We start from the raw sequence: 22,083 nt of genomic DNA, 5'->3' as shown, positions 1-22,083 counted from the left end.
CGAGCGCCACTGTCGTTCGAGCGAATGACATTGCTGGGCTTGCCGACCAGACATTGGCACCATGATCGCCGTGACTATCCAACGCGGTCACCGGCGTAGCAGAGCAAGAGGAGTCAGCACATGCCCTATCGATCATCCGACAGTTCTTGGGTAACCAGTGGGTGGTGGGCCGCCGACGCATCGAGGACCGGACGTGTCGCGGACGAGTCGATCTCCCGCACCCAGCTGATCCAGCTCTGGGTCAAGGCTGCTCCGGAGCCCAAACCGAACGTCAAGCATCTCGCGGAGGATCTGGCGAAATGGATGAGTGAACTGGGGTCCACTGCCTGGGTTGTGCAGACGACTTCACCCGAAGCAGCCCGACGAATGAGGCAAGGCATCAATCAGGTTCTCGACGAACGCGACATCTGGGACGACGTCTCTACCGTCACAGCGCAGTACGCAGACCCCTTTGCTCGTTGCTCGGCAGGCGTCGTCACCGAGGTGAAACGTGAACGTCCCAGGGGCCTGCCGAATGCCATATCGACGGCGGTCCGCAGGTACGAGGACGGCCCACCGCGAACAGCTGCCCGCAACTCGATGATCGCGGAGGTGGATTGCGGGACGGTGACGGCTTCCCGTCCCCATGCCGACACATTCGTCGAGAACCTGGAGAGCTATCGAGACGCCATCGTGGCGGCTGCGATGCGGGCATACAGCGGCAAGCTGACCGAATACCTGGAACGCACGGACGACCACTTCGATGAAAGCACACGCGCGACGCTGATTGCCGCGCTGGACGATCTCACCGAGAGATATGGCGAGCCCGACGCTGCGGACCGCTTGCCGACGCCGGTCGAATCGCGGTTCGTGGACGAAACGCTCTCGAAGTTCCTGACTGCGCGCGCGGCCGATCAGCCAGCGTCGGATACACCTCTGCTCCAGGGCAGCACTCTCTACACGACCGCAGACGTGGCCGGCGAAGCGTGGCGTCGTGCCAACCGGAATCTGTTGAGACTCCACATCAACGCTGTTCCACTCGATGACGAACTGATTGCTCGGGTGTACGGATCCAATCTCAAACGCGCCACCCAGGACCTGCAACGCAAGCTATTACGCGAGGAACACCATAGGTCGGTGAGCGACCGGCCGGCGGACATCGACACGGTTCTCACCCAGCCGCAGCTCTATTTGGTTCCTGACCACGACCTCGGACACCGCAGCGCTATGCTCCGCGCTCTGTTCCGCCAAGCGTGGGAGCACGTGTCCAACAGCGACGTGGAGTCGACGAATCCTTGGGAGTGGACGGCGGGCGGCACGTCCACCTGCTGGGAACGTAGGACAGTCCTGGAGATACTGGGCGCGTACGCGAACCTCGAGACAGATCACTACTCCGAACTCGTGGACAACATCGAATCAGGACAGGTCGAACGGGCGATCGCTCACCGCTACGACACCGAACGGCCCGCCGACACCCTGGCGGAGAACCGGAAGGCATCGATCTCGTTCGCTACTCGACTGCTGCGCGGAGCGCTGGCCATCTCGCTTCACGACGACGACATCCTCGGCGGGGACGGTTTCGAGGTTGTCGGCCAGAGAGCCTCGGGTCAGACCTGGGCCCAGAAAACAGCAGAGGTCCTGCGTACTCTGCATGGGTATCGTGAGAATTGGAACCTACTGACGGAGAGCACGTCATGAGCCGGCTGGTTCTATCCGATACAACAGGATCGAGTTGGGACAGTGGGCTAGCGCCCGCAGTAGCGGAAGTCGCCGTCGAAATCGCACCGGGCGTCGACGTCGTTGTCGACGCCGCCGACACATCGACGCTGTTGAGTTGGCGAGTTCTTCGCGACAGCAACGTGCAGGCGTTCTCCGACGCGGTGGCAGAGCCGGACGTAGCGCAGATCGTCGAGTCCGCTCGTACTGGATCCGAGACCGAATGCGATACCTTGCATCTTGTTCCGACGTGGATACGTCGGGCCCGCACCTCAGCGATAGCGAGATGGGAGCTCTCCCCGATCGACGAGGGTGCACTCATGTTGGACGAGGCGGGCGCGCGTTACCGCACCGGCGATCACGACGGGGCCGCGCGTTTGGTAGCCGCGGCTTCCCCGGCGCTGTAGATGCTCACCGAAGATTGCGAAAACGGTGAAACCTGCAGTAGCGCAACGTCCGAACTTGCTTTGCTGGCCGCATTCGCGCGCGAGGTCACGATCGGCGAGAACTGGGGATACGCCATTGCGGCCCTGTCGGGACGAATCGACACGATCGCCGCTATCGATACCGTCGACGACGAACTGTTGATTCGATGGCTCGAAGATCTGGTCGAGGCCCAAGCGTTCGATCTTGTCGGGATTGACCTGGCCGGAGGTGACTCGACCGCTCGCTCGGAAGTGCAGAGGGCGTTCGTCGATCCTCATCTCGTTCCGCCGAGGATCTTGGAGTGGAGAGGGGCCCGGGTGCCCGAACTGCGAGCCGAGTTCGACACCGGCGCTCGGCCACCTCGGCTGGTCCTGACTGTTCCACTCGCCTCTGGAGTGGATCCGCAGTGCGCCGAAGCCTCCCGACTGATCGGGTTTGCTGCAGACAGCTCGGGAAAGCTGCTCGCGACGACGCCGATGGTGCCGACCGGAACCATCCTGACGGGCAGTTTTTCAATTATGGAAGCAGAGTTCGAGACGGCGACATTCGGAATTTTCGACTCCACCGGTGATCCGCGAGACCTCCGTCTGGGACGACTTGCCCCGGCTCTGATCGACGCCGACCGCAACATGATCGAAGCGTGGGGTCTGGGCCGCTCGGCGACGGCTGCACTCCACACGGTCGACGCTTCGGCAGACGAGGAGGCAACCGCCGCTGCGCAGTCGGTCGCGGACGGTTTCACCGCTGACGCCCTCGATGCGGCCGACTGTGCGGTCGCTGCGCTCGAGCGCGTCCGCACGTCAAGCGGCGTCGAATCCGCGCCCCTGCTCGCCTTGGTGGCAGCTCGTATCGACGCAATCCGAGCGTTCATCGAGCGGATCGAGTCCCACACGCCTGAACTCGGTGCACAACCTCTATTGACCGAACTTCTCCGGGCACCTCAGTTCGACGACTCCGACCTCGATGTGCGCAGGTGACGGACCACCTGGAGGCCGATCGATCTTCCTGGCCCGTCGTCTTGCTGAGGGCGGCTGACGCAGGCCCCACCTATCTGTCGTGGACCTGGCTCGACAATCCAGCCTCGCCGAGCGCCATCAAGCTCGACACTGCACAGACGAGCGCTGCGCTCGATCTTCTCGATCGCGCGCTCCTGGCACCTCTGCCTCTCGCCGGCAGCAGCAGCGACGGCGACGGCGACGAGTACGAATCCAGGGAAGCCGCCGCCCACCGCGCACTGGTGACCGGGGCCTTCACGAACCTCGCCGAGGAACGTCTGTTGTCCGCGCAGCTCACCGAAGCGGTGCTACCCGAGACCTTGCGAACGGAACTGATCGACCGCGCGGACAGCCACGGTGCTGTGCATATGAGGATCACGCCAAGTCCGAGGCTGGCGCGCGTGCCGTGGGAATTGCTGTTCGTCGATGCCGGCCGGCGACTGCTGGATGTAGCCGTCATCACCTTCGACCCGCCTTCCACCGTCCACGCCGAGCGCACCGTGCTTCCTCCACGATGGGCGGAGGTGAGCCACCTACCTGCACTTCATGTTCTCGATCCGTCGTTACCGATCCGGGCCGTCGAGCATGGACTGGGAAGAACGTTGGCGGGGCTCGCCAAGAATGCACTCATCAGGGGAATTTCGTCCGAAGCCAGTGTGAAAAACAGTAGTTCGCACACGCGACTGAACACGTCGCAGATCATCAGCAGGCTCGACCTGTCTCGTCAACTTCACGCTCCGCGATCCCGGTTCTTCTATTTCGGCCATGTGTCGTCCACAGCCGACGAACCTGGATCGGCGTCGATTCACCTACACGACACCGTCGGGGCGGCCGGTTCGGCATCATGGGGGATGGCGCAGCCGCTCCGACCACGGACCAAGAGTGGCACTCTTGCCACTGCTCGACCGGACGATCACCTGCCGCTGTCCGCCTTGGACCTTTTGTTGGGGACCCAGCAGTGCACGGATGAGAGAGTCTGGGCTCTGTACGCATCGGACGGCCCCCAGTCCGGCCATGAGATCTGGCCGGTGCCAACCAGGGTGGCACTCATAGCGTGTGAGGGCGGCGTCGATTTCCGGTCGGTGGAGACGTTCGGTCTGGTCATCGCCATGGTGGACTCGGGGGCTTCACTCGTCACCACGACCCGATGGACTCTGCCGACCGACCACGCATTCCATTCTGTTGCAGGAGTTCGGAGATCGGTATTCCCCACGGTCGAGTTGGCTTTGGCCGTCGACCGTGCCCACTCTCGCCAGGACCCGATCGGTCTCGTGCATCACTGGCAACGAGAGCAACTGACGAAGTGGGAATCGAGCCCTGCCAGCATCGAACATTCTCCCATCGTGTGGGCAGCGTTGACGCACACCGTCGCCGAGGCCAGGGTTCCGACGAGTGCGCAGAACCGATCAGGCGGCGTCGAACCGTCCTGAATACACGGCAGCGGTCAGTTGCCGCGGTAGCAGCCGAGTCAGATAGCCGCTCAGTTTGTCGTTCACCGCAATACCGACCGCGCCTCGGGTGCTGAGGAACGCCGCCAACCGACGATGATCGAACCCGCCCGACGCTCGCAGTAGACACAGGCTGTCCCACCTGATGTCTTCCCGACGGGCCGTCAGTTCGTACAATCGGTCCCACACCGCCGATTCGACTGCTCCGAGGAGTCTGTCGCAGTCGATCACCCCTGAGTACGACGCGCTGAGCTGCATGACCTCTTCGAACACGGTCGCCGGTTCCGGGAGTGCTGCCTTCATGTACCTCGACCATCGTTCGTCCGGTATCACATTGTCACCGGGCGTCGAACCGAGCGTTGGATCCGGCAAATGTGTGCCGTGCGGATGGTCGAACTCGTCGCCCATTTAGTCCCCCCGAATTGCGCAGCGCCCGCGCCCGTTCGGACGCTACGCAACCCAGATTAGGCGTCGATCGAAGGCGTGGGAATCGGCCGATAGGCGGACACTAGTGCTGCGCCATCGACCTCAGGAACGCGCTCTCGTCCAACTCGTTCCACCGTGTTGCCGATGATGCCGACTCACCGAGCAGAATTCGGTCCAGATCGACGCGGTATCGACCGGATCGAAGGTCCGTACCCGACACCACCAGTCACGCCGCCAACGCCGCCGTCGAGCCAGCCGCGTTGGCGGCCGTCCCGAGCTGGGGCCAGGACGGCAGTGACCGTCCGACCTGAGTGAGCGAGTACCTCGTGCGCGGCGTCACGTCACTCCCGACGATCGCGTTGGCCAATCGCATTCGGTTTGCGGGCTCGTTGAGTTCGGACTCGCTGCACTCTGTAAGATCCCCGGCTCTGCCGTGGAACGGTGGGTAATCTGCGTCGAGGTCGTAGCGCTCGACGTCGAGAATAACGTTGTCGCCATTGTCGGTTGCCATCACGACGGGGATGCGCAGTGCGCGGGCCTGGAGGCGAATTTCCAACTTCATCGCGAGATCGTCCATCTCCTCCACCAACACCGCCAGCCGTTCACCGCCCGACGATCGAAGAAACGTCACGTCCGCACTCGTGTAACCGCCAGGGAACCCAGACACATCCGAATACGGATCGATCTCCAAAATTCTTCTCTGCGCAAGAGTCACTTTCGCCACGCCCAGGTCACACACCGAACCCTGTAGCCGGTTCAGATTGCTCGGGCCCAGGGTATCGGGGTCCGCGATACGGAAGCGACGGGCGCCGGTCAGCGAACATACCGCCGCCACCGACGATCCGACGCTCAGCCCCGCGATTCCGATCAGGGCCGAGCCCCACGTGGTTTGCTCGTCGTCGTCGAGTAGAAATCGGTTGCGTGCGGTCCGCAGACGGTAGAAGTGCACACTGTCCGGAAGACGGACCAGGGTCGATCGCCATGGGATGTGGACGAAGCGACTCGATCGGTCCACGTCACGCTCGTCGCTCCAGTCGAAGGGCAGAGAGCCGAAGGAATCGATGGCGATCAGCTCCGAACGCGCTGTCGCCCAGCCGTCGACATATGCCAGTCCTGCATTGGGTCTGCGTAATTCCCTGATCCTGGCCGCGTCCTCGGTGGGATGGAGTACCTCGATCATTGTCCACTCACTTTCTGGATATGGCGTAGCTTGACGTCCACTTCGAAGCCATCACTGGCGAACGTTCCGAAGGTGATCTCCGGCTCGACCAGAGTTCCCAGAAGACCGTGTAGCTCCTCGAATTCGCTGCTTGCCGCGACCAACGCATCCACGACGGCGGTCTTGATGAGGTCCGCACACGCAGCATCTGCACGCTCGGCCGATCCGACGCCGGGCCGCAACTCCACGTGCAGAGACAGCGCGCCGCGCAGGTCCTTCTGCGCGGTGGTTGTCATGACGAATTTTCCCGTGACGGTGTTGGACAGCCTCGGGTCGGAGAGAGCCGTACGAACTGGCTCGGGATATATGTTGACCGCATAGAACGACACCGCGATATCTGCCCGACGCTTCAGAACGATGAATCCTGAGTGCGCAGTCGAGGCCGCGACGTCGACGGTGTGACCGGCGTCGAACAGCCTGCGCCGCATCTCGTCGGCACTCAACACCTCACCGATGTCATTCATACGGTACCGAATCAGCGGAATCGTGTTGTCGACAGTGAACAGCAGGAACCCTTCGTCATCAGTCTCGACGAACCGCATCGACGCGTCGTATTCCACCAGTGTCGCCGACGCTGCAGTGCCGCCGAAGATCGATGCATCGAGCTCGGCGTCCCCGACGGCCAGGCGTCGAACAGCGATGGTCGTCGGTGTCTCGTGACCGATCATTCCCGCGTCTGCAGTTCCGTAGACCAAGCAGATGTCCTCTGGACGATCGGACTTGCCGACCAACGCGAGTATTCCGTCTCGCCAGGCCTCACTGATGCTTTCGCCGGCCAGAAGAAACTTCAGATCTTGGCTGAGTACGTGCTGACCTGCTCCATCGAGTACGTCACGGACGAAGGGTGGATACCCGGCGATCAGTACCTGTTCGTAGTGACACCCGAGCGAGCCGATGTTCTCGCGAACGGTATCGACATGAACACCGGGCGTCACAACCGACACTGGAAAACCCTGTTTGCGGAGCTCCTCCACTGCCCGCATCGTGTAGATGCCGCCGATCCAGTTGCCCATCGCAAAGCACACCACGACCAGTGTCGACCTACGGTCGGCTTCATGCTGCCGCAGGATGCGCTCGTGGAGGTCGACGCTCTGTTGTAGCGACAGTTCCGCGCGCGGCCAGTTCGTCGGCGTGCCCGAGGACCCCGAGCTCGACGACCACAGGCATGCGGATGCAACATCTCCACCCGGAATCAATTGCGGGAGAGAGTACATCGCGAGGTAGTTCTTCTTGGTCATGGGTGGAATGTGCAAAAAATCGGCTGACGTTCGCACGCTGTCCGGGTCGAAGCCCAGGTTCGTCAGCAGATCCGGATACGCGTCTGTGCTGCGAACCGCCTTCCAGAACGTGTCCAAGGCCCCGTTCACTCCTGCAGCGCTCCGTGTCGACTGTGTCAACGACATGGCCGAGTTCCTTTCGTGGAACAAGACGCGGATCGTCTTGCTGCACGGGATACCGAACCCCCGGACCGTCTCCAGGCCGGCTCACAGACACGCCTGCTCTGTAATCCGATCGACGTACAGACAACCCGGCAGGCAACTGGAATCCTGATCTCCTACTGCCACTCCCCCGGGGTATGGATCCAAAGATCCTGGCCCGTCGAATGTTTCAGACAGAGGTGTCCGCTCGAACGAATGCCAACCTGACCTTCGTAAGCCTTGCGGACGCCACGGTTGCTCGTGCGCAATAGCTAGCCTGGCGCGGGAGTGATGCTCCTATTTCGTGTCAAGCGGTGTGAAGCCATTCTCGGTAACGTTCTGCGAGTTCGTCGTTGGGGCGTTGTCCGAGTTCGAGTTCGCCGACGCGTGATGGCCAGACGCCCAAATGTTGAGCGGCGGCGGTGAGGGTCAGATTCTTCGCACGTCGTGCCGGCCGTAGGTCGGTGTAGTCGGGCACGGCGCACTTGCCGGTGAGGGCGTGGAAGATTTGCCGTGCGACGGCGCGTTTGAGGGCGCGAAAGACGGCGTAGATGGCCCATCCTTTGTCCAGATGGGTGTCGCGGTAGTTCTGGGTGGCCGTGTCGTAGGACAGTCGAACTTCGACGATGTGATGCAAGGCGGCGTTGGCTTGTCTGTCTCCGCCGCGGCACAGTCGGTGCCGGTCGGTTCGCCTGGAGCTGACCGGAATCGGTGCGGCGGGCGCACAACGCGGCGAATGACAGTCCAGGAACGGTACGAACTCCGTCCACGCGGTGTTCCACATCTTGATGATCGCCGGGTACTGCTGACCCCATTTCTTCATGAAGTCAGTGAACCGTTCCTTCGCCGCAGACTCGGACGGAGCGGTGTAGATCGGACGCAGATCACGCGACATCTCATCCCACTACTTCCGGGATGCGAACCGAAAGGTGTTGCGTATCAAGTGAATAATGTATGTCTGCACCACCGCCAACTCCCAGACGGTGTTGATCGCATCCGGCGGTCCTTTCAGTCCGTCGCAGACGACGATGCAGACATCGGCGATACCCCGGTTTTTGATTTCCGTGAGCACCGAGAGCCAGAACTTCGCACCTTCACCGCCGTCCCCCGACAACCTTGTCGGTGATGCGGGAGATGGTGTCCTTCGATACCGTCGCGCCGTGAATATCGGCGAAGTGCGCGAACACCTCGCCGGTCGTCAAAACCTTTGCCGTCAAGAACAATACGATCTCGTCGATACCAGTCGGGCGTCGTTGCCGCTTCTTGACTATCTGCGGCGCGAACGAGGACTCGGTATCGCGTGGAACGTCGATCTCCACCGGTCCGATCTCGATGAGCACCGTATTCGAGCGGGTGCCGTTTCGGGAGTTACCGCTGCCGCGGCCGGCCGCATCGTGCTTGTCGTAGCCGAGGTGCTCGGTCATCTCTGCATCCAACGCGGTTTCGAGGATATTCTTGGTGAGCTGATTAAGCAGCCCGACCGGGCCCATCAACTCGATTCCCTGTTCCTTGGCCTGAGCCAGGAGCCGCTCGGCCAACTGCTTCTGATCCACCTCAACGACCATGGGATCCAGTGTTTCGGTCATCATCGATCCTTCCCGCCAATCTCAGCTCGGCGTGTCGAACCAAGGACCGGATCCACCGCTATTCAGACAGCCCCCGACCGTCGTTCAAACGCACTATAGCGACAATGCCCACCAGGGTGACAGGATTGACGCTCCCGGCCGGGCGGTGGGCTGTGCAGTTACGTGGTGATGCTGAGGAAATCGCAAAAGATGCTCAAATTACTTGATGCGCAGCGTAAGCCGGGAGCCGCTTCCCCGTTCGGAGTCGACGTATTCAGTGAGCGTTGCATGGGCCCGTTGGTCGGAGTCTTGTTCGTCATCGTGATGTCCGCCGCTTGCGCCCTCGAGGTTGACTTGGCTATCGCTTTCTTCGCGGTAGCGATAGGGGCACTCAGTGTCGCGTTCGATTCCGCTGGCCTGAACTGTTCATCGAGTGGTGCCGACTACCGTGGTGTTACAGGTATCGTCACCTACTCTGTGGTCTACGGGCTAGTATTTGCCACGTTGGGCCGCAGGCGCAGGTGATGACTGGTTCGTATGCAAACCCTTGTTCACGTGCCGATTCCAGCCCAAACCCATTGACTGAATCGAGGCATCGTGGCACTATTCGGCAGAACAAATGGTCGAAATGATTCAGGCTCAGTTGCTGGGGGCATGGCTCCGATGGAGCCGCAGAGCGACCCGCTCGCGAACCTATTCGTAGAACTCGTTGAAGTGTCCGGCATTGCGCCGATGTTGTGCGGGCGCATCGAACCCGGCTCGCTCTATGAGCTGATGGTTGATGTGGCACCATTCCTGAGGGAGTCGTCGGTTCGTCCAAGCGATCATCTTGCACAGGCGTCGACGCCAACTTTCGACGTCGCCTGGTCGATATTCATCAACGGCGACATCAGTACGGTCGTCTGCGTGCTCACTCGGCACGAGGGCAACTATGCCGCCGAGATTCTGAGTCTATTGATCAAACCGTTGCAAGAGGCAGCCCAGCTCGAGGGTCTGCACACTTCCGTGGGGAGTAGAGGCAAGGCCGACCTGAAAATCGTGACTGCGATGCGGGGTGCACGGGCAGTCTTCATCGACGAATTGCGGGGCCAACCGTCACGACCAAGTGCTGTGCCAGAACGGGCCCGTCTAGATATTGACCCAGAACAGCTTGCACAAGTCGCCATCAGTTCTATTGTGCTGCCGCCACGCTCCTCGGCATTGACGATGAGTCCCCCTGCTGCCCAGTCGACACCTCCCAGAGCGAGTACGCCTGCTCCGCCACCACCGCAGGCCGTCGCTCGCCCTTCCGTACCTGATCTGCCCGGGTCCGCGATAATCCAGCGCCCTGCCGCCACTGCGTCGCCCCCGGTCAGGCCGCACGCGGAACCTGGGCGTCGGTTGGCCAAGGGAGAGAACATGGTTGTCGGGACAGCTGAGCGTTGTCCCGAAACTATCCTTGTCGTGCTGGGGTGGAGTGTGCGCGATCAGATCGCCAACGCTATCGACATCGATTCCTCCGCAATCGTTGTCGGTGACAGCGGCACGGTGCTGTCCGACGATCACTTCGTCTTCTACAACAACACAACTAGCCCGGACGGGAGCGTCGAGTTGACTGGTGGTACTCAGCCCGCAGGCGCGAGCACTTACGTGTCGACCATCCGGGTCCGCCTGACTCGGATGTCGGAGGCCGCGGCGAAAGTTGTATTTGCGGTTGCGATCAACAAGGGCAATATCGGTGGCTTTTCCTTCGATGATATCCGAGATGCCTACATCGGGCTTAGTGACGAGCGTGGGACCGCTGAGATCGCGAGATTCTCGATGGAACGCCCGGGCACCACGGAGAGCGCACTGATCTTCGGCGAGGTCTATCGGCACAGGGGGCAGTGGAAGTTCCGTGCAGTTGGCCAGGGGTACGCACTTGGACTGGCCGGAATCGCGACGGATTACGGCGTGAACGTCGAGTAAAGAATCGACGACACTCGGCGGTGGACAGCAAGCCCATTCTGCAAATGTCAAACCCGCGATGTCATGCGTTCGACGGATAGTCAGCCGGTCGACTTCCCTGTTTAGATTCACTGGCTCACGACCCCAGATAACCGCCTGGCCTGTAGGTCGCGCTAAGAGGTCGACGTTCTCGGAGGAGGTGGACATCACTGATGTCAGCGGATGATCAACATACTTATGCCGACGAGCCTGCGAGGCCGCTCGATGTGGCCGCGGGTGAACCAGTCGGGACCGACGTGCCGGACGAGGTTGCCGGCGACGCGCCCGACGGTGGTGCAGGTACGACGGATGCTGTGCAAACTGCCGCCGATCCTGCTGTTCAATCCGGCGAGCTCGCCGACATGGTGCGGGCACTGGAGCGCTTCCACAGCAGGGCGGAGCAGTATGAGTCGATCATTCGGAGAATGCAGGCTCGCATCGAAGAGCTACAGGCAGATCAAATTCGCGAGTTGCTGAAGCCAGTCATTCTCAAGCTTGCGTCTTTGCACACCGAGGCACGCGGTTCAGAAGCGCGGGCAGCGGCACGCAGCGACGACCTTGGGCAGAAGGACTTCGATTTCTTCGTGTCCGAGATCGAAGAGACCCTAGGTCTGCTCGATATCGAATCGATCGGCGTTTCGGTGCTCGACGATTTCGATGCAGGAAAGCACGCCGCGCGGCGGCGAGTCGAGACAGATGACGCGAGCCTCGATCGGCGGGTCGAACGTGTACTACGGCAGGGATTTACCTACATCGGCGCGGAGCGCGTATTCATGCCGGCGATGGTGACTGTGTACAGGTACCAAGGCGTCGAAGCTGTCGACTCCGCGAACCGCGTGTCGGTTGCAGCTGCGAATGTTTCCGCACCCGCCAACCACCAGAATGAAGGAGAGAACAGACGTGTCCTGTGATGTTTTCGGAATCGACTTGGGGACAACCTATTCGGCGGTCGCCAAGATCAATGATCTGGACCAGGCCGAGATAATCAAGAGTCAAAGCGGTGAGGACACCACCCCTTCGGTGGTCTACTTCGATTCCGGTTCGGCGATTGTCGGCGGTGAGGCGAAGTCGTCGCTGGTGACTGATTCGGACAACGGGTGCGCGTTGATCAAGCGGCGTATGGGGACGGAGTTTCCGCAGTCGTTCGGTGGACAAACTTATACGCCCGAGTCGATTTCGGGGCTGATTCTCAAGGAGTTGGTGCAGGCTGCCAATCAGGAGGGCGGGTCGAAGGTCACCAAGGCAGTCATCACTGTGCCGGCCTACTTCGGCGTGAAGGAGAAAGAGGCCACCAAGCAGGCCGGTGAGATGGCAGGCCTGGAGATTGTCGGCATTATCGCCGAGCCGATCGCAGCAGCGTTGTCTCTGGGCGTCCGTGGTGAAAAACGCGAGACCATCCTGATTTACGACCTCGGTGGCGGTACGTTCGACACGACGGTGATGATTGCCGAGCCGGGCAACGTTGAAGTGGTTGCAGTGGACGGCAACCGCGTGCTGGGTGGTGCCGACTGGGATGCAGCTCTCGCTCGCGTCGTTATCGACAAGTTCGTCGCGCAGGCCGGGATCGTCGATGCCGATCCCGCCGATGATCCAGATTTTATGGTCGAGATCTTGCAGGATGTCGAGGTCAAGAAGAAGTCGTTGACCCGTAAACAGGACACAACTTTTCGGTGTCGGTTCGAGGGTCACGATGAGAAGATCGTCGTGACACGAGACGAGTTCGATTTGGCTACAGCGCATTTGGTCAAGCAGACCGTCGAAATCACACAGCGCGTGATCGACACTGCCAAGCAGAAGGCACCGGGACTTTCGATAGACAAGCTGCTGCTGGTCGGCGGATCGTCGCGAATGCCGATGGTGGACAGGGCACTGCGCGCGGCAGGGTTTGACCCCATCCCAACCGATTTCGACCTTTCAGTGGCCAAGGGAGCTGCCATCTACGGGCAAGCAATCGTCGACGGCGCGGTTCCGTTTCCCGTCGGTGAGACGGGCACCGCGGCCGGCGACCCTCAAGCTGACGCCCCAACTAACACCGAGGCCAAGTATTTCCTCGGCGGCGCGACAACATTGAATATCAAGAATGCGTTGTCGCGAGGTATCGGAGTCGAATTCGTTCGTGGGGATTCGTCCGGTGAGCTTGAGGAATACATTGGATTCTTGGTGCACGCAAACGATCCACTCCCAGTAGTGGACGCGAAGCTGGAGGCTGGAACTGCATCTGACGACCAGACCGGCGTCCGCGTCAAGCTCTACGAGCAGGGCGGCGAGGTCGAGTCCGAGAGCGTTTCGGCGAACTCTCTGCTCACAGAAGCAGAGATCACAGGTATGCCGCCTATGCCGCGCGGGTCGACCATTGAGCTGCTACTTAGCATCTCGAACGAGGGCATCGCGACCCTACGAGCGCGCGAGCCAATCTCGGGGCGCGAACTTACTCTCGAAGCCAAGATATCAGCCCTCAAGCCGGAGGAGATCGAAGCTGGAAAGGCCCTCGTCGGTGGACTCATGACACGGTCATGAGTCTCGACGAGTGCGCGGTTCTAGCATCCGGTTACGATTCATCATTTTCAGTTGCGGGTCTGCCCACGATCACGGTGCAGCAGGGGCATGGACTTGCATTTAGCCACCAAACACGAATTGGAGGCTAATGCGACATGATGACCTTCGATCAAAAGGCCTACCTCGCGGACGTGCTTAAGCCGCTCACGCGCGACAAGCTTCTGCTGGCCGAAATCCAGCGCGCGTTGCGTGAACTCCAAGGCTCGCCAGACGTTTCGGTCGTTGCCGGTCTCGACCTGGCAACGCTCTTGGCTATTCCAGCCGACCTGAGCGATTTAGCGGCGCATATCACTTCGGTCGACATGTTCTTGAACAAACGGCAGTCCATGCCGCCAGCTCAATTTCTGAAGAAGCTGATCGCCGAACTGAAGGTCGCTGGTCACGACCTCACGTCACCGGCGTTCTGGAAGCAGCTGCAATCAGCGAAAGCTGATGTCTTCAAATCGAAGCTCGCCGACTTCACTGCAGCAGTCTCGCTCGAGCATCAGGCTCTGAAGGTAATCACCAAGGAGCACTTGTCCGACAAAGCCAAGGCCCAGGGGCTGGGCTCAATTTCAGAATCCGCGCTGAAATCGGCTGTCGAGGGGTCCGGCATCGTCGTGTGCTCTGACTTCAAGCTGCCGACGACGCCCATCCAGCGCGGGGTGACCGATATCGGCAGGTTCACGGAGTATCGAAGCATCGTGGATGTGCTGCTGTTGGCAGAACCGCAACGCGCTGAATCGATCCGGGTGATCGATGAACTGACCTTCGGCCCGGGTGGGCGACGTCCGATCACGATCGCGCAGGTCGTCGCAGCACAGAAGGCCGCTGAAACAGGTAAGGATTCGGATGCACTGCAGGCGGCGCAGAAAGCGCTGACCATCGTGCGGACTGATTTCGCCGAAAGTGTCGATTTGCAGCAGTTCGTGCTCGCATCGTTCGTCGCGACAACCAAAGAGATGCTCGCCCGCGGCGAATTGCTTGCCAGCGCACTCCTGAAGCTCACGAAGGGCACAGGACTCGACAACGTCGACGCAGCACGGATACTCGCCAAACTCTCTGGATCGACAGGTACGCGCGACCTCAACGATGTGACGAATCTGGTTGCAGAGGGTTCACTTGCCGACGCGCGCAATACTTTCGACGCCATAGCCAATGTTGACCAGTTCGGTGAAGCGGAGGTCAATCGGGTCGCAGCTGTCCTGGCCGCGGCTGAAAACCGCAAGGCGACCCTGGTAGCCGGGTACGAAGCTGCAATGGCGAAACGGGACTACGGGACAGCTGCAAACGCGTTGGCCCAGGCGTCGGTTGTCGACCGCAAGGATGCGCGGCTGACCGAGCTGCTCGAGAAGCTCCCGCCGCCATCTCCTGAGTACCTCGTCGCGAAACCCTCTGAAAAGGACGGGATAACGCTCAGCTGGAAGTTCGATGGCGGGGCCGACTGCCAGTTCATCGTCGTACGCAGCACCGACGGGCATGCGCCGGCCAACACTGGTGACGGCTCGCAGCTGGCGCGAGATCTGACCGCAGCGGCGTTTACCGATCCTGCTCCGCCTATGGCCAAACGCGTTCACTACTCGGTTTTCGCTGTCCGTCGCGGCGTCGCGTCGCTACCGGCCTCTGCAGAGCAGATTGTTCTGCCTGGCCCGAAAGATGTGACAGCCGGCTCGTCACCGACCGAGGTCACGTTGATGTGGCGCCTCGCTCCTGAAGCAGTCGGGGTTCAGGTGACCCGAACGAATCCGGACGGGACCCGGGCGCCAGTAAATGCGGGCGGCGCGAATCGGACGACCGTAACCGGCTTGGTGACGGGCGAGCGGTATCGCTTCTCGTTCGAGGCTGTCTATGTGCTGCCAGACGGCACTCGCGTGGTGTCGCCGCCCGTGGCGATCGATGCTTCGCCGCGCGGTCTGATCAGCGTGATCGGTGATTTGCATATCGCCGATGCCAAGCTTTCGGATGGACGCGACGGACACCGTGCAACGTGGCCCGAGCCAGGCGGATATTCGGTCGAACTGTGGGCTTTTCCTATCGACGAAAAGCTGCCCGCGGCTGGAATCGAGGTGGACCTTGCCGACCTCGACGGAATCGATGGCCGACGTGTCAGCGGGGTCCTTGGCGCGTGGGCGGGGCAGACCTCGCTGAGCTTCCCGCGCTTTCGCGATCTGCGGGTGATTGCTGCCATCACTGTCGACGGCAATAGGGGACTGTTCGGGGCGTCCGCGGTCGTCGGGTCGGCGCCGAGCGTAAAGAATCCCCGGGTAGATCGCTACGGTGACGAGCTCGTTGTCTCCTGGGAATGGCCACACGGCGACTATTCAGCCGCTGTTTCGTGGTTCAGCGGCAGCATGGCTCAGTCGAAGAGCGTCAGTCGCGCGGAGTACAAGATCAACGGCGGCTGTCGGATCCAAGCGACGGCTGTCGATCGAGTGACCATTTCTACCGTGGCCTTCGGGAATGGTCAGAAATGGATCGCCAGCCCAGTCGAGGTTCAGATCGCGGCGCGGCTTCCGGTGGTCAAGTACAAGCTCGAGATTCCGCCCTCCCGGTTCGGTCGCCGCAAGCCTGTCCGCGCAACAGTGGAATCCGACGGATTCTCAGGTCCGGTCTCGCTGTTGGTGGTCGCGCGGGAGAGCTCGATCATGCCGTCCCGGTCTACTGACGGTGAGGTGGTCGAGAAGATCCGTGTCGACTTGAACGGGGTAACTCCTGCCAGCGTCGAGTTCAGCATTCCTCGGTTAGTGAGCCCATTCTGGATCCGGATATTTCCTGACGGTGGCGCCCCAGTGAAGCTGGAAGATCCGCCGACAAACCAGCTGAAAGGCTAAGTGAGATGTCACTTTTCCAAAGTAGGGTCCCGTGCCCGTACTGCTACAACGAGGTGAATCCCAACGCGCTCGCGGTTCGGTGTTCGGGTCGTGCGGCACCGGGGCGGACGCGATGCTCCGAGTTGCCCGATCCGGCGCGTATTCAGTTGTTCACCGATGGCACGCCGGTCCTGCCGGTCATTGCCGACTCAGCTGGACGCCAGGTTCTGGCGAAGTCGGAGGCAACGTGTACCGCTTGTGGCGCGGTCAGCGCGATCCGGGTTTGTCCAGACTGTCACTCTCGGATGCCCCGGAGTTTCGACGCCAGTTCGCCCCTTTTCGGGCTCGTGGGTGTTCGTGGCTCCGGCAAAACGGTGATGCTGGCGGTGCTGCAGAAGGAGCTTTACTCCACGATCGCTCGACGATTCGACGCGTCGATCGATTCGCCGGGCGGAAAGAGCGGGCTTGCGGGGCAGTTGGAGACGTTGCTGCGCGGCATGGAAGACGACGAGGGCGTTCTGCCAGAGCAGACCAAGCGCCACGAGACGGGGATGACGATCCCCGCGGTTTTCGAATGGCGGTTCAGTAAGAAGGCGATGGGCGGGAAGGTATCGCGCGACGTCTCGACGATCTTCTCGTTCTACGACTCAGCTGGTGAAGACCTCGCGACCGAGGACCGGGCACTCGGTCAGCATTATCTCGCGGCGACAAGCGGCGTGATTCTGCTGCTCGATCCCTTTGGATTTCCTGGTAATCGCGATCGTGCGATCAATAGTGGTGTCGATGCCGAGAGCTTTGCAACATCGCCGGACACCGTATTGCGCGCACTGACAACGGTGTTGCAGACCGCCGAAAAGACCAAGAAGAACAAGAAAATCAAACAGCCGGTGGCGGTCGTGGTTTCGAAAATCGATGCCTTCTTCGACGATATTCCGTCGGATCATCCGATGCGCAAGGCGTCCTCCAAGCTTCGTCATTTCGATGACGCGGAATCGCTGTCGATCCACGACCACATCGCGTCGATGATCGACCAGTGGGGTGGCGACGCTCTCCTCCGTCTCCTTGACAACAACTACGAAAAATACCGCCTTTTCGGGGCATCAGCGCTTGGCGCGGAGCCGGAGTACGGGAGTCAACGCGTGAATGCTCGAGGCGTTTTGCCGCATCGAGTTGCCGATCCACTCTTGTGGTTGATGGCTGACCGGGGCTTCCTCCCCAAGGGAGGCTGAGATGTTCGACGTCACGATATATACCGACGTTCGACCTGACGAAGCACTCGACGGTGTCGGCGGCTTTAACTTTGCGGCGGCCTCAGATGGTGTTACTGCCGCTGATCGCAGCTTTGTTGCTGAGCGCATGCTCCATGTGGTGTCGTCTGGCTGGCACGTCGACCACGAAGAACTAGCACATCCTTCGAGCTGCATTTACCGGACATCGGCTGGCAAGTACTTCCTTTCGCGGGGCAAATCGACGGGAAAGACAATTACGCGTCCGCGTCCGGGTAACCAATTGACCGAGACGATTCTGACGTCGGAGCGCAACGATTTTCTGCCCTACCGTCCTGCTCAATTGTTTGCGGCCAGCAGGTGGAGTGTCGACAAGGTATCGACCAACGTTCTCGACTCGTGGCCGACGCCGCTTGAGATCGACCCGGCTTACGAGCCCGATGCACTCAAGGAACAACTGATCGATAATTCACTTCTCGGTCCAGACTTCCTTCCGACCTTCCTGACCATGATCGAGCAGGCTACAAGTTCGCCGGCAAAGAAGCTCATCATCGTCCACACCAGCCTCGAGACTGTGATGCAGTACATCGCTCTGGGTTCGTTGTTCATCGACGCCAATCGGGCACTGGACCTGAGTTTCCATGCTTTTTCAAATCAGCCACTGTCGACAGTCGCAGACATTGTTGGCGCGAGCCCGGACTTTGGCGCCACCCCTAGCGTCCACACCGGCGGCGCGGCCTTCAATGTCGTCGACTTGATCAGCGGGGAGACGACGTCTGTCGAGGTCACGCAGTCGGCGGCCCAACAGGCGAAATGGTTTCTCGACGGTGACCCCCTTGACGCGCTCGCGGCCATCGACGTCGCTCGCCGGTGGGAATCCGTACTCGGCGCCGATGCCGCCACGCACGCTGCCGGAATCGTCAGCTTTGGCGGCGCCATCGGGTCCAGTGGTGCGCGAGATCGTTCCGCGGCTTTGCGTGCCGTTGCGGGGCTGTCGAGTTCCGAGATGAGCGACGACCTTGCCATGTATGCGGACGAGCTGCTCGGCGTGATCGTGAGTGGTCCGCCAGCCGACGAAGCGGATGTCCGACTCACGGCCAATGCAATAGTGCAGGCCCATCGCGCGGACCTCGACGATGTGGCCACCGGAATATTGCTACCGACTCTCGAGGCTTTGGCAGCGTCTCCCGGCCTCGTTCCCGCCTGGGCCTCCGCGGTCGATGCGTGGCCAGCGGGTTGGCCTCCCGTCCAATGGGATTCGGACGAATCCCGTGCCCACGGGCAGGCTACCCAGGTTGCAGTTGCTAGGCAAGCCCGGGCGGAGGACCTCCCTGCGGTGTTGATCGCAGCGCACAAGTTCAACCTGCTCGCTGGCGCTGACATCACACCGTGTCTCGACACATTGGCCGACTTCTGGTGCCGCCATCCCGAACATGCGCAGCGGCGCAGCGAGCTGCCCTATCAATCCGAGCTCGGCACCAGAATCACGAGTCGACTGGTGTCAGCGCTAGGGCGTGAGGAGGATTGGGCGATCGACGCGCTGACCGCGGGCGCATGGGATTCGTTGGGTGCAAGTTCGCCGTCCCAACTCGGCGGGTGGATCAACGCGGTTTCCGTCGGTCGTATTCCACTGAACCATCGTGCCGGCGAAATCGCGGCGCAGGGCGCGAGGCTACCGATCGAGAGTTGGCACCTCGCACTAGACGGCGCGGACATACCCGCGGATGTCGAAGTCGTCGCCGAATGGGTAGCGGCACACCCTCGGGTTCCCGCGGATCTGTCTGCCTGGATTGTCAAGGGGCTCAATTCGTCCCGGGAAAGGGTCGCAGATGGATTGTCCGCAGGCTGGCTGATCAACAGAATGCTCGCCGATCGCGCACTGCCTGAGGACCGCGGACTTCGGACGATCTTTGACGACACCGTCGCTATCCGGCAGATCTATCGTCATGCCGACGAATCCACTGCGCGCGAGGGCAATCCCGCAATGCACGACTTCGCCGACCGCGTGGGTCCCTACGTGGCGTTCCTGATTCCCGAGGTTGGCAACCTGATGGTAAGCGCGCAGGATCAGCGTGCAGTCATCCGACTAGAGCGGGCCGTCGGCCACTGGGCGGAAACGTGCATCGACTATGCGCTCGAACGGATTGCAACCGACCAAGGTGATGCGAAGGCAGTCATGTGGGCATTGAGCCTGTACGAATCCGGCACGGACCGCCAGCACGCCGCCGGGCGGGACTACCTGGTGGCCCTCGGGGACTCACGGGATGGTCGGCACCGGCTCGAATCAGCGCGCCGCGTGTTGGATCCAAGTTGGTTACCGATTCTCGATGCGCTTCTCGATGACGCAAAAAAGGGCCGGCTAGGCCGGAATCTGGTCCGAGGCGGAAAACGCCTATTCAGCAAGGAGCGTTGATCCAATGGAAGACGTTGTCGGCCCCCTCATAGCATTCGTTATCGGCTTAACTGCTCTCTTTTTTGTGCTGTGGACTGTGCTGGCGCTGATAATGCGCCTCTTGGCAATCCTCGTTATCTACTGGATCGTCACTTTCCTCATCGGCCTCACAGCCGGCCTTTTGGCAGGGCTTGCAATTCCGTTGCGAGTACTGCGGGGTCGGGCGATGGTGCATCCGGTCGTGGTGACCCCAGAAGCTGTCGCCGAAGGCAAGGTGATCACGATGAAGGCGCGCGGCGCCGCGAAGAACTTCGGGTGGGATAGGGCATGGCCGGTATACAACCCCTACCAGGCGCGCAACGATGCTCGCGCAGTCATCGCCGAGACCAAGGAGGTCATGAAAACCAAGGTCTGGCCCAATGTTTCACCGAGTCGGTGGAACGGATCGGCTCCCGCCCCAGCGGGTAGTGCGAGCACCAGCCCTGGACGTGCCACCAAGTTGTGGAAGCTGACCACCAGCCTTCCTGGAATCGCATGGACAGTGCTGGCCGGAGTGCCGCTGGTCGGGTTTTTTCTCGGAGTCTGGGTGTCCATTCTTTTTTGGCTCGTGGCCATGGGTGTTTTCGGCGGCGTTGTCTATCTGATTCAGCAAGCCTGGATCTTGGCGTATCGATGGTTCGATAAAATTGGTCGCAAGAAAGAACGCGCGTCCTTGAAGTGCGCGAAATGCTATCGAGAAACCGATACGCCGAGTTACAAATGCTCGAATCCGAGCTGCACAATCATTCACCGCGACGTGTCCCCCGGCCCGTTGGGCATGATGCATCGTCGGTGTGAATGTGGCACACGGATCCCGACGACGGTTCGTGCCGCAGCGAAGGAACTAACGGCGATGTGCCCCTTCTGCAGCGAGGAGGTAGCTCAGGGTTCGGGAACGCGCCGCACAATCCAGATTCCGACAATCGGTGCTATTGCGGCTGGGAAAACTCGTCTCTTGGCTGCGGGTGTTACGACCATCGAGACGCAAGTCACCAGTCAGAGTGGGAAGTTTACGCCGCTGAGTCCACCGGCAGTGCTTTTCTTGCAAACGGCTCGGGGTGTGATGGCAACATCGCAATCGACGGCGAAGACCCCGCTCCGTAAGAATCCGGAGGGGTGGCCCTATATGGTCGAGTTGGGAACGCGGAAGCTCGAGCTCCACTTCGTAGACGCAGCTGGTGAAGCGTTCGTCAACATGGACACGACCCAAAGTCTGGGATATATCGATACCGCAGACGTGATCTTGCTGGTCATCGATCCGCTGGGATTACCGGGCGTTATCGAGGAGGCAAGACGTGCCGGACTCGAGCGCAGACTCGAGATCGCAACCGCCGACCAGGAGGATGCGTATGCAAGCGTCATCGACAGGCTGCGAGCGGAGAACGTCAACCTGAAGTCCCGCAAGCTCGGTGTGGTCCTCACCAAGTTGGACGCATTACAGAACTTGCCCTCCGGATTGGATATCAATACTGGCAGTTCGGATGGCATAAGGCAGTGGCTGATCGACCACGGGCAGGACGGGTTCGTGCGTCGTCTGGAGGACGATTTCGCCGACATCGCCTTCTTCGGCATCGATCTGATGCAACAGCATCCCCTTGCCGATCACCGGCATCCCGTTCACGTCTTCCAATGGTTGCTCGACAAGTCCAAGACGAAAATCACGATCGCGCCGGTAGAAGTCACGGCCACGGCTTCGGTGGAGGTAGTCTCATGAAAAACGGAATTCCGAACGTGTACTGGAGCTTTCGCACAGCGTGGAGTGCCACACATATGGTCATGCTCGCGGTCCTGACGATTTGGCTAGCGGGATGGCTGTTGCAGGACAGCCGCGGTGAACAGATGTTCAACGACGGGTCCGCGTGGGTCGAGGATCTCAGTAATCAGTTGGCCTCGTGGGTGCCCTTCCCCTGGGATGCGTGAGGCC

Annotated in this window: 17 protein-coding genes and 2 pseudogenes; 13 read left to right on the top strand and 6 right to left on the bottom strand. The window is 60.9% G+C overall.

Annotation, left to right across the window (positions count from 1 at the left end; all coding sequences use genetic code 11):
- Positions 1 to 120 precede the first annotated feature (120 nt).
- From BJI47_RS10420 to BJI47_RS10405, 4 genes are read left to right on the top strand one after another with little or no spacing between them, the layout of a single operon-like run.
- Entirely contained in the window at positions 121 to 1,677 is a 1,557-nt protein-coding gene (locus BJI47_RS10420; RefSeq protein WP_088943661.1) for a hypothetical protein, read from the top strand.
- A complete protein-coding gene (locus BJI47_RS10415) occupies positions 1,674 to 2,102 on the top strand; it encodes a hypothetical protein (RefSeq protein WP_088943660.1) in 429 nt (142 codons plus the stop codon). The genes BJI47_RS10420 and BJI47_RS10415 overlap by 4 nt, the downstream gene beginning before the upstream one ends.
- Positions 2,103 to 3,098 carry a hypothetical protein gene (locus BJI47_RS10410; protein WP_088943659.1) on the top strand — a complete coding sequence of 332 codons (996 nt, stop codon included), beginning with the start codon at positions 2,103 to 2,105 and terminating at the stop codon, positions 3,096 to 3,098.
- Complete coding sequence (locus tag BJI47_RS10405) at positions 3,095 to 4,546, top strand: hypothetical protein (RefSeq protein WP_088943658.1); 1,452 nt, start codon at positions 3,095 to 3,097, stop codon at positions 4,544 to 4,546. The genes BJI47_RS10410 and BJI47_RS10405 overlap by 4 nt, the downstream gene beginning before the upstream one ends.
- Here the strand turns inward: BJI47_RS10405 and BJI47_RS10400 are convergent.
- The 6 genes and pseudogenes from BJI47_RS10400 to BJI47_RS10385 form a co-directional block, all read right to left on the bottom strand.
- Positions 4,523 to 4,972 carry a hypothetical protein gene (locus tag BJI47_RS10400; RefSeq protein WP_088943657.1) on the bottom strand — a complete coding sequence of 150 codons (450 nt, stop codon included), beginning with the start codon at positions 4,970 to 4,972 and terminating at the stop codon, positions 4,523 to 4,525. The two genes, BJI47_RS10405 and BJI47_RS10400, sit on opposite strands and share 24 nt — an antisense overlap.
- A 100-nt stretch (positions 4,973 to 5,072) precedes the next feature.
- Positions 5,073 to 5,213: a hypothetical protein gene (locus BJI47_RS24965; RefSeq protein ID WP_368655884.1), complete on the bottom strand. Its 141-nt coding sequence runs from the start codon at positions 5,211 to 5,213 to the stop codon at positions 5,073 to 5,075.
- A gap of 3 nt (positions 5,214 to 5,216) precedes the next feature.
- Positions 5,217 to 6,170 carry a ThiF family adenylyltransferase gene (locus tag BJI47_RS10395; protein WP_088943656.1) on the bottom strand — a complete coding sequence of 318 codons (954 nt, stop codon included), beginning with the start codon at positions 6,168 to 6,170 and terminating at the stop codon, positions 5,217 to 5,219.
- On the bottom strand, positions 6,167 to 7,612 hold the full coding sequence (locus BJI47_RS10390) for a phenylacetate--CoA ligase family protein (protein WP_125458705.1): 1,446 nt from the start codon (positions 7,610 to 7,612) through the stop codon (positions 6,167 to 6,169). Before BJI47_RS10390 ends, BJI47_RS10395 begins: the two co-directional genes overlap by 4 nt.
- Before the next feature lie 640 nt (positions 7,613 to 8,252).
- Positions 8,253 to 8,388, bottom strand: a pseudogene (locus BJI47_RS24560) (transposase); the annotation flags it as partial.
- A pseudogene (locus BJI47_RS10385) lies at positions 8,370 to 9,213 on the bottom strand (transposase); the annotation flags it as partial. The pseudogenes BJI47_RS10385 and BJI47_RS24560, both read right to left, overlap by 19 nt.
- A gap of 189 nt (positions 9,214 to 9,402) precedes the next feature.
- Between BJI47_RS10385 and BJI47_RS10380 the strand changes: the two are divergent.
- The 9 genes from BJI47_RS10380 to BJI47_RS10340 all read left to right on the top strand — a co-directional run bounded on the left by BJI47_RS10380 (position 9,403) and on the right by BJI47_RS10340 (position 22,079).
- The gene (locus BJI47_RS10380; RefSeq protein WP_125458704.1) at positions 9,403 to 9,717 is read left to right on the top strand and encodes a hypothetical protein; all 315 of its coding nucleotides are present in this window, start codon (positions 9,403 to 9,405) and stop codon (positions 9,715 to 9,717) included.
- A 129-nt stretch (positions 9,718 to 9,846) separates the two neighbouring features.
- Positions 9,847 to 11,139 carry a TerD family protein gene (locus BJI47_RS10375; RefSeq protein WP_088943653.1) on the top strand — a complete coding sequence of 431 codons (1,293 nt, stop codon included), beginning with the start codon at positions 9,847 to 9,849 and terminating at the stop codon, positions 11,137 to 11,139.
- Between the two features lie 191 nt (positions 11,140 to 11,330).
- On the top strand, positions 11,331 to 12,068 hold the full coding sequence (grpE, locus tag BJI47_RS10370; RefSeq protein ID WP_217808525.1) for a nucleotide exchange factor GrpE: 738 nt from the start codon (positions 11,331 to 11,333) through the stop codon (positions 12,066 to 12,068).
- Complete coding sequence (locus tag BJI47_RS10365; RefSeq protein WP_088943652.1) at positions 12,058 to 13,674, top strand: Hsp70 family protein; 1,617 nt, start codon at positions 12,058 to 12,060, stop codon at positions 13,672 to 13,674. Before grpE ends, BJI47_RS10365 begins: the two co-directional genes overlap by 11 nt.
- A gap of 134 nt (positions 13,675 to 13,808) precedes the next feature.
- Complete coding sequence (locus tag BJI47_RS10360; protein ID WP_088943651.1) at positions 13,809 to 16,523, top strand: fibronectin type III domain-containing protein; 2,715 nt, start codon at positions 13,809 to 13,811, stop codon at positions 16,521 to 16,523.
- A gap of 326 nt (positions 16,524 to 16,849) precedes the next feature.
- Complete coding sequence (locus BJI47_RS10355) at positions 16,850 to 17,731, top strand: hypothetical protein (RefSeq protein ID WP_217808524.1); 882 nt, start codon at positions 16,850 to 16,852, stop codon at positions 17,729 to 17,731.
- A gap of 1 nt (position 17,732) precedes the next feature.
- Positions 17,733 to 20,141: a hypothetical protein gene (locus BJI47_RS10350; protein ID WP_088943649.1), complete on the top strand. Its 2,409-nt coding sequence runs from the start codon at positions 17,733 to 17,735 to the stop codon at positions 20,139 to 20,141.
- Positions 20,142 to 20,241: 100 nt separating this feature from the next.
- A complete protein-coding gene (locus BJI47_RS10345) occupies positions 20,242 to 21,873 on the top strand; it encodes a hypothetical protein (RefSeq protein ID WP_139804857.1) in 1,632 nt (543 codons plus the stop codon).
- Positions 21,870 to 22,079, top strand: a complete 210-nt coding sequence (locus tag BJI47_RS10340; protein WP_088943647.1) for a hypothetical protein — start codon at positions 21,870 to 21,872, stop codon at positions 22,077 to 22,079. Before BJI47_RS10345 ends, BJI47_RS10340 begins: the two co-directional genes overlap by 4 nt.
- Positions 22,080 to 22,083 lie beyond the last annotated feature (4 nt).

The sequence above is a fragment of the Rhodococcus sp. 1168 genome, assembly GCF_002091955.1.
Taxonomy (GTDB): Bacteria; Actinomycetota; Actinomycetes; order Mycobacteriales; family Mycobacteriaceae; genus Rhodococcoides.
This window is presented reverse-complemented; position numbering and strand designations above follow the sequence as displayed.

Excerpts from the sequence above, each read along its gene's own strand:
- BJI47_RS10420 (WP_088943661.1), top strand. The coding sequence starts at position 121 with ATGCCCTATCGATCATCCGACAGTTCTTGGGTAACCAGTGGGTGGTGG.
- BJI47_RS10415 (WP_088943660.1), top strand. The coding sequence starts at position 1,674 with ATGAGCCGGCTGGTTCTATCCGATACAACAGGATCGAGTTGGGACAGT.
- BJI47_RS10410 (WP_088943659.1), top strand. The coding sequence starts at position 2,103 with ATGCTCACCGAAGATTGCGAAAACGGTGAAACCTGCAGTAGCGCAACG.
- BJI47_RS10400 (WP_088943657.1), bottom strand. The coding sequence starts at position 4,972 with ATGGGCGACGAGTTCGACCATCCGCACGGCACACATTTGCCGGATCCA.
- BJI47_RS10395 (WP_088943656.1), bottom strand. The coding sequence starts at position 6,170 with ATGATCGAGGTACTCCATCCCACCGAGGACGCGGCCAGGATCAGGGAA.
- BJI47_RS10390 (WP_125458705.1), bottom strand. The coding sequence starts at position 7,612 with ATGTCGTTGACACAGTCGACACGGAGCGCTGCAGGAGTGAACGGGGCC.
- BJI47_RS10380 (WP_125458704.1), top strand. The coding sequence starts at position 9,403 with ATGCTCAAATTACTTGATGCGCAGCGTAAGCCGGGAGCCGCTTCCCCG.
- BJI47_RS10375 (WP_088943653.1), top strand. The coding sequence starts at position 9,847 with ATGGCTCCGATGGAGCCGCAGAGCGACCCGCTCGCGAACCTATTCGTA.
- grpE (WP_217808525.1), top strand. The coding sequence starts at position 11,331 with ATGTCAGCGGATGATCAACATACTTATGCCGACGAGCCTGCGAGGCCG.
- BJI47_RS10360 (WP_088943651.1), top strand. The coding sequence starts at position 13,809 with ATGATGACCTTCGATCAAAAGGCCTACCTCGCGGACGTGCTTAAGCCG.
- BJI47_RS10350 (WP_088943649.1), top strand. The coding sequence starts at position 17,733 with ATGTTCGACGTCACGATATATACCGACGTTCGACCTGACGAAGCACTC.
- BJI47_RS10340 (WP_088943647.1), top strand. The coding sequence starts at position 21,870 with ATGAAAAACGGAATTCCGAACGTGTACTGGAGCTTTCGCACAGCGTGG.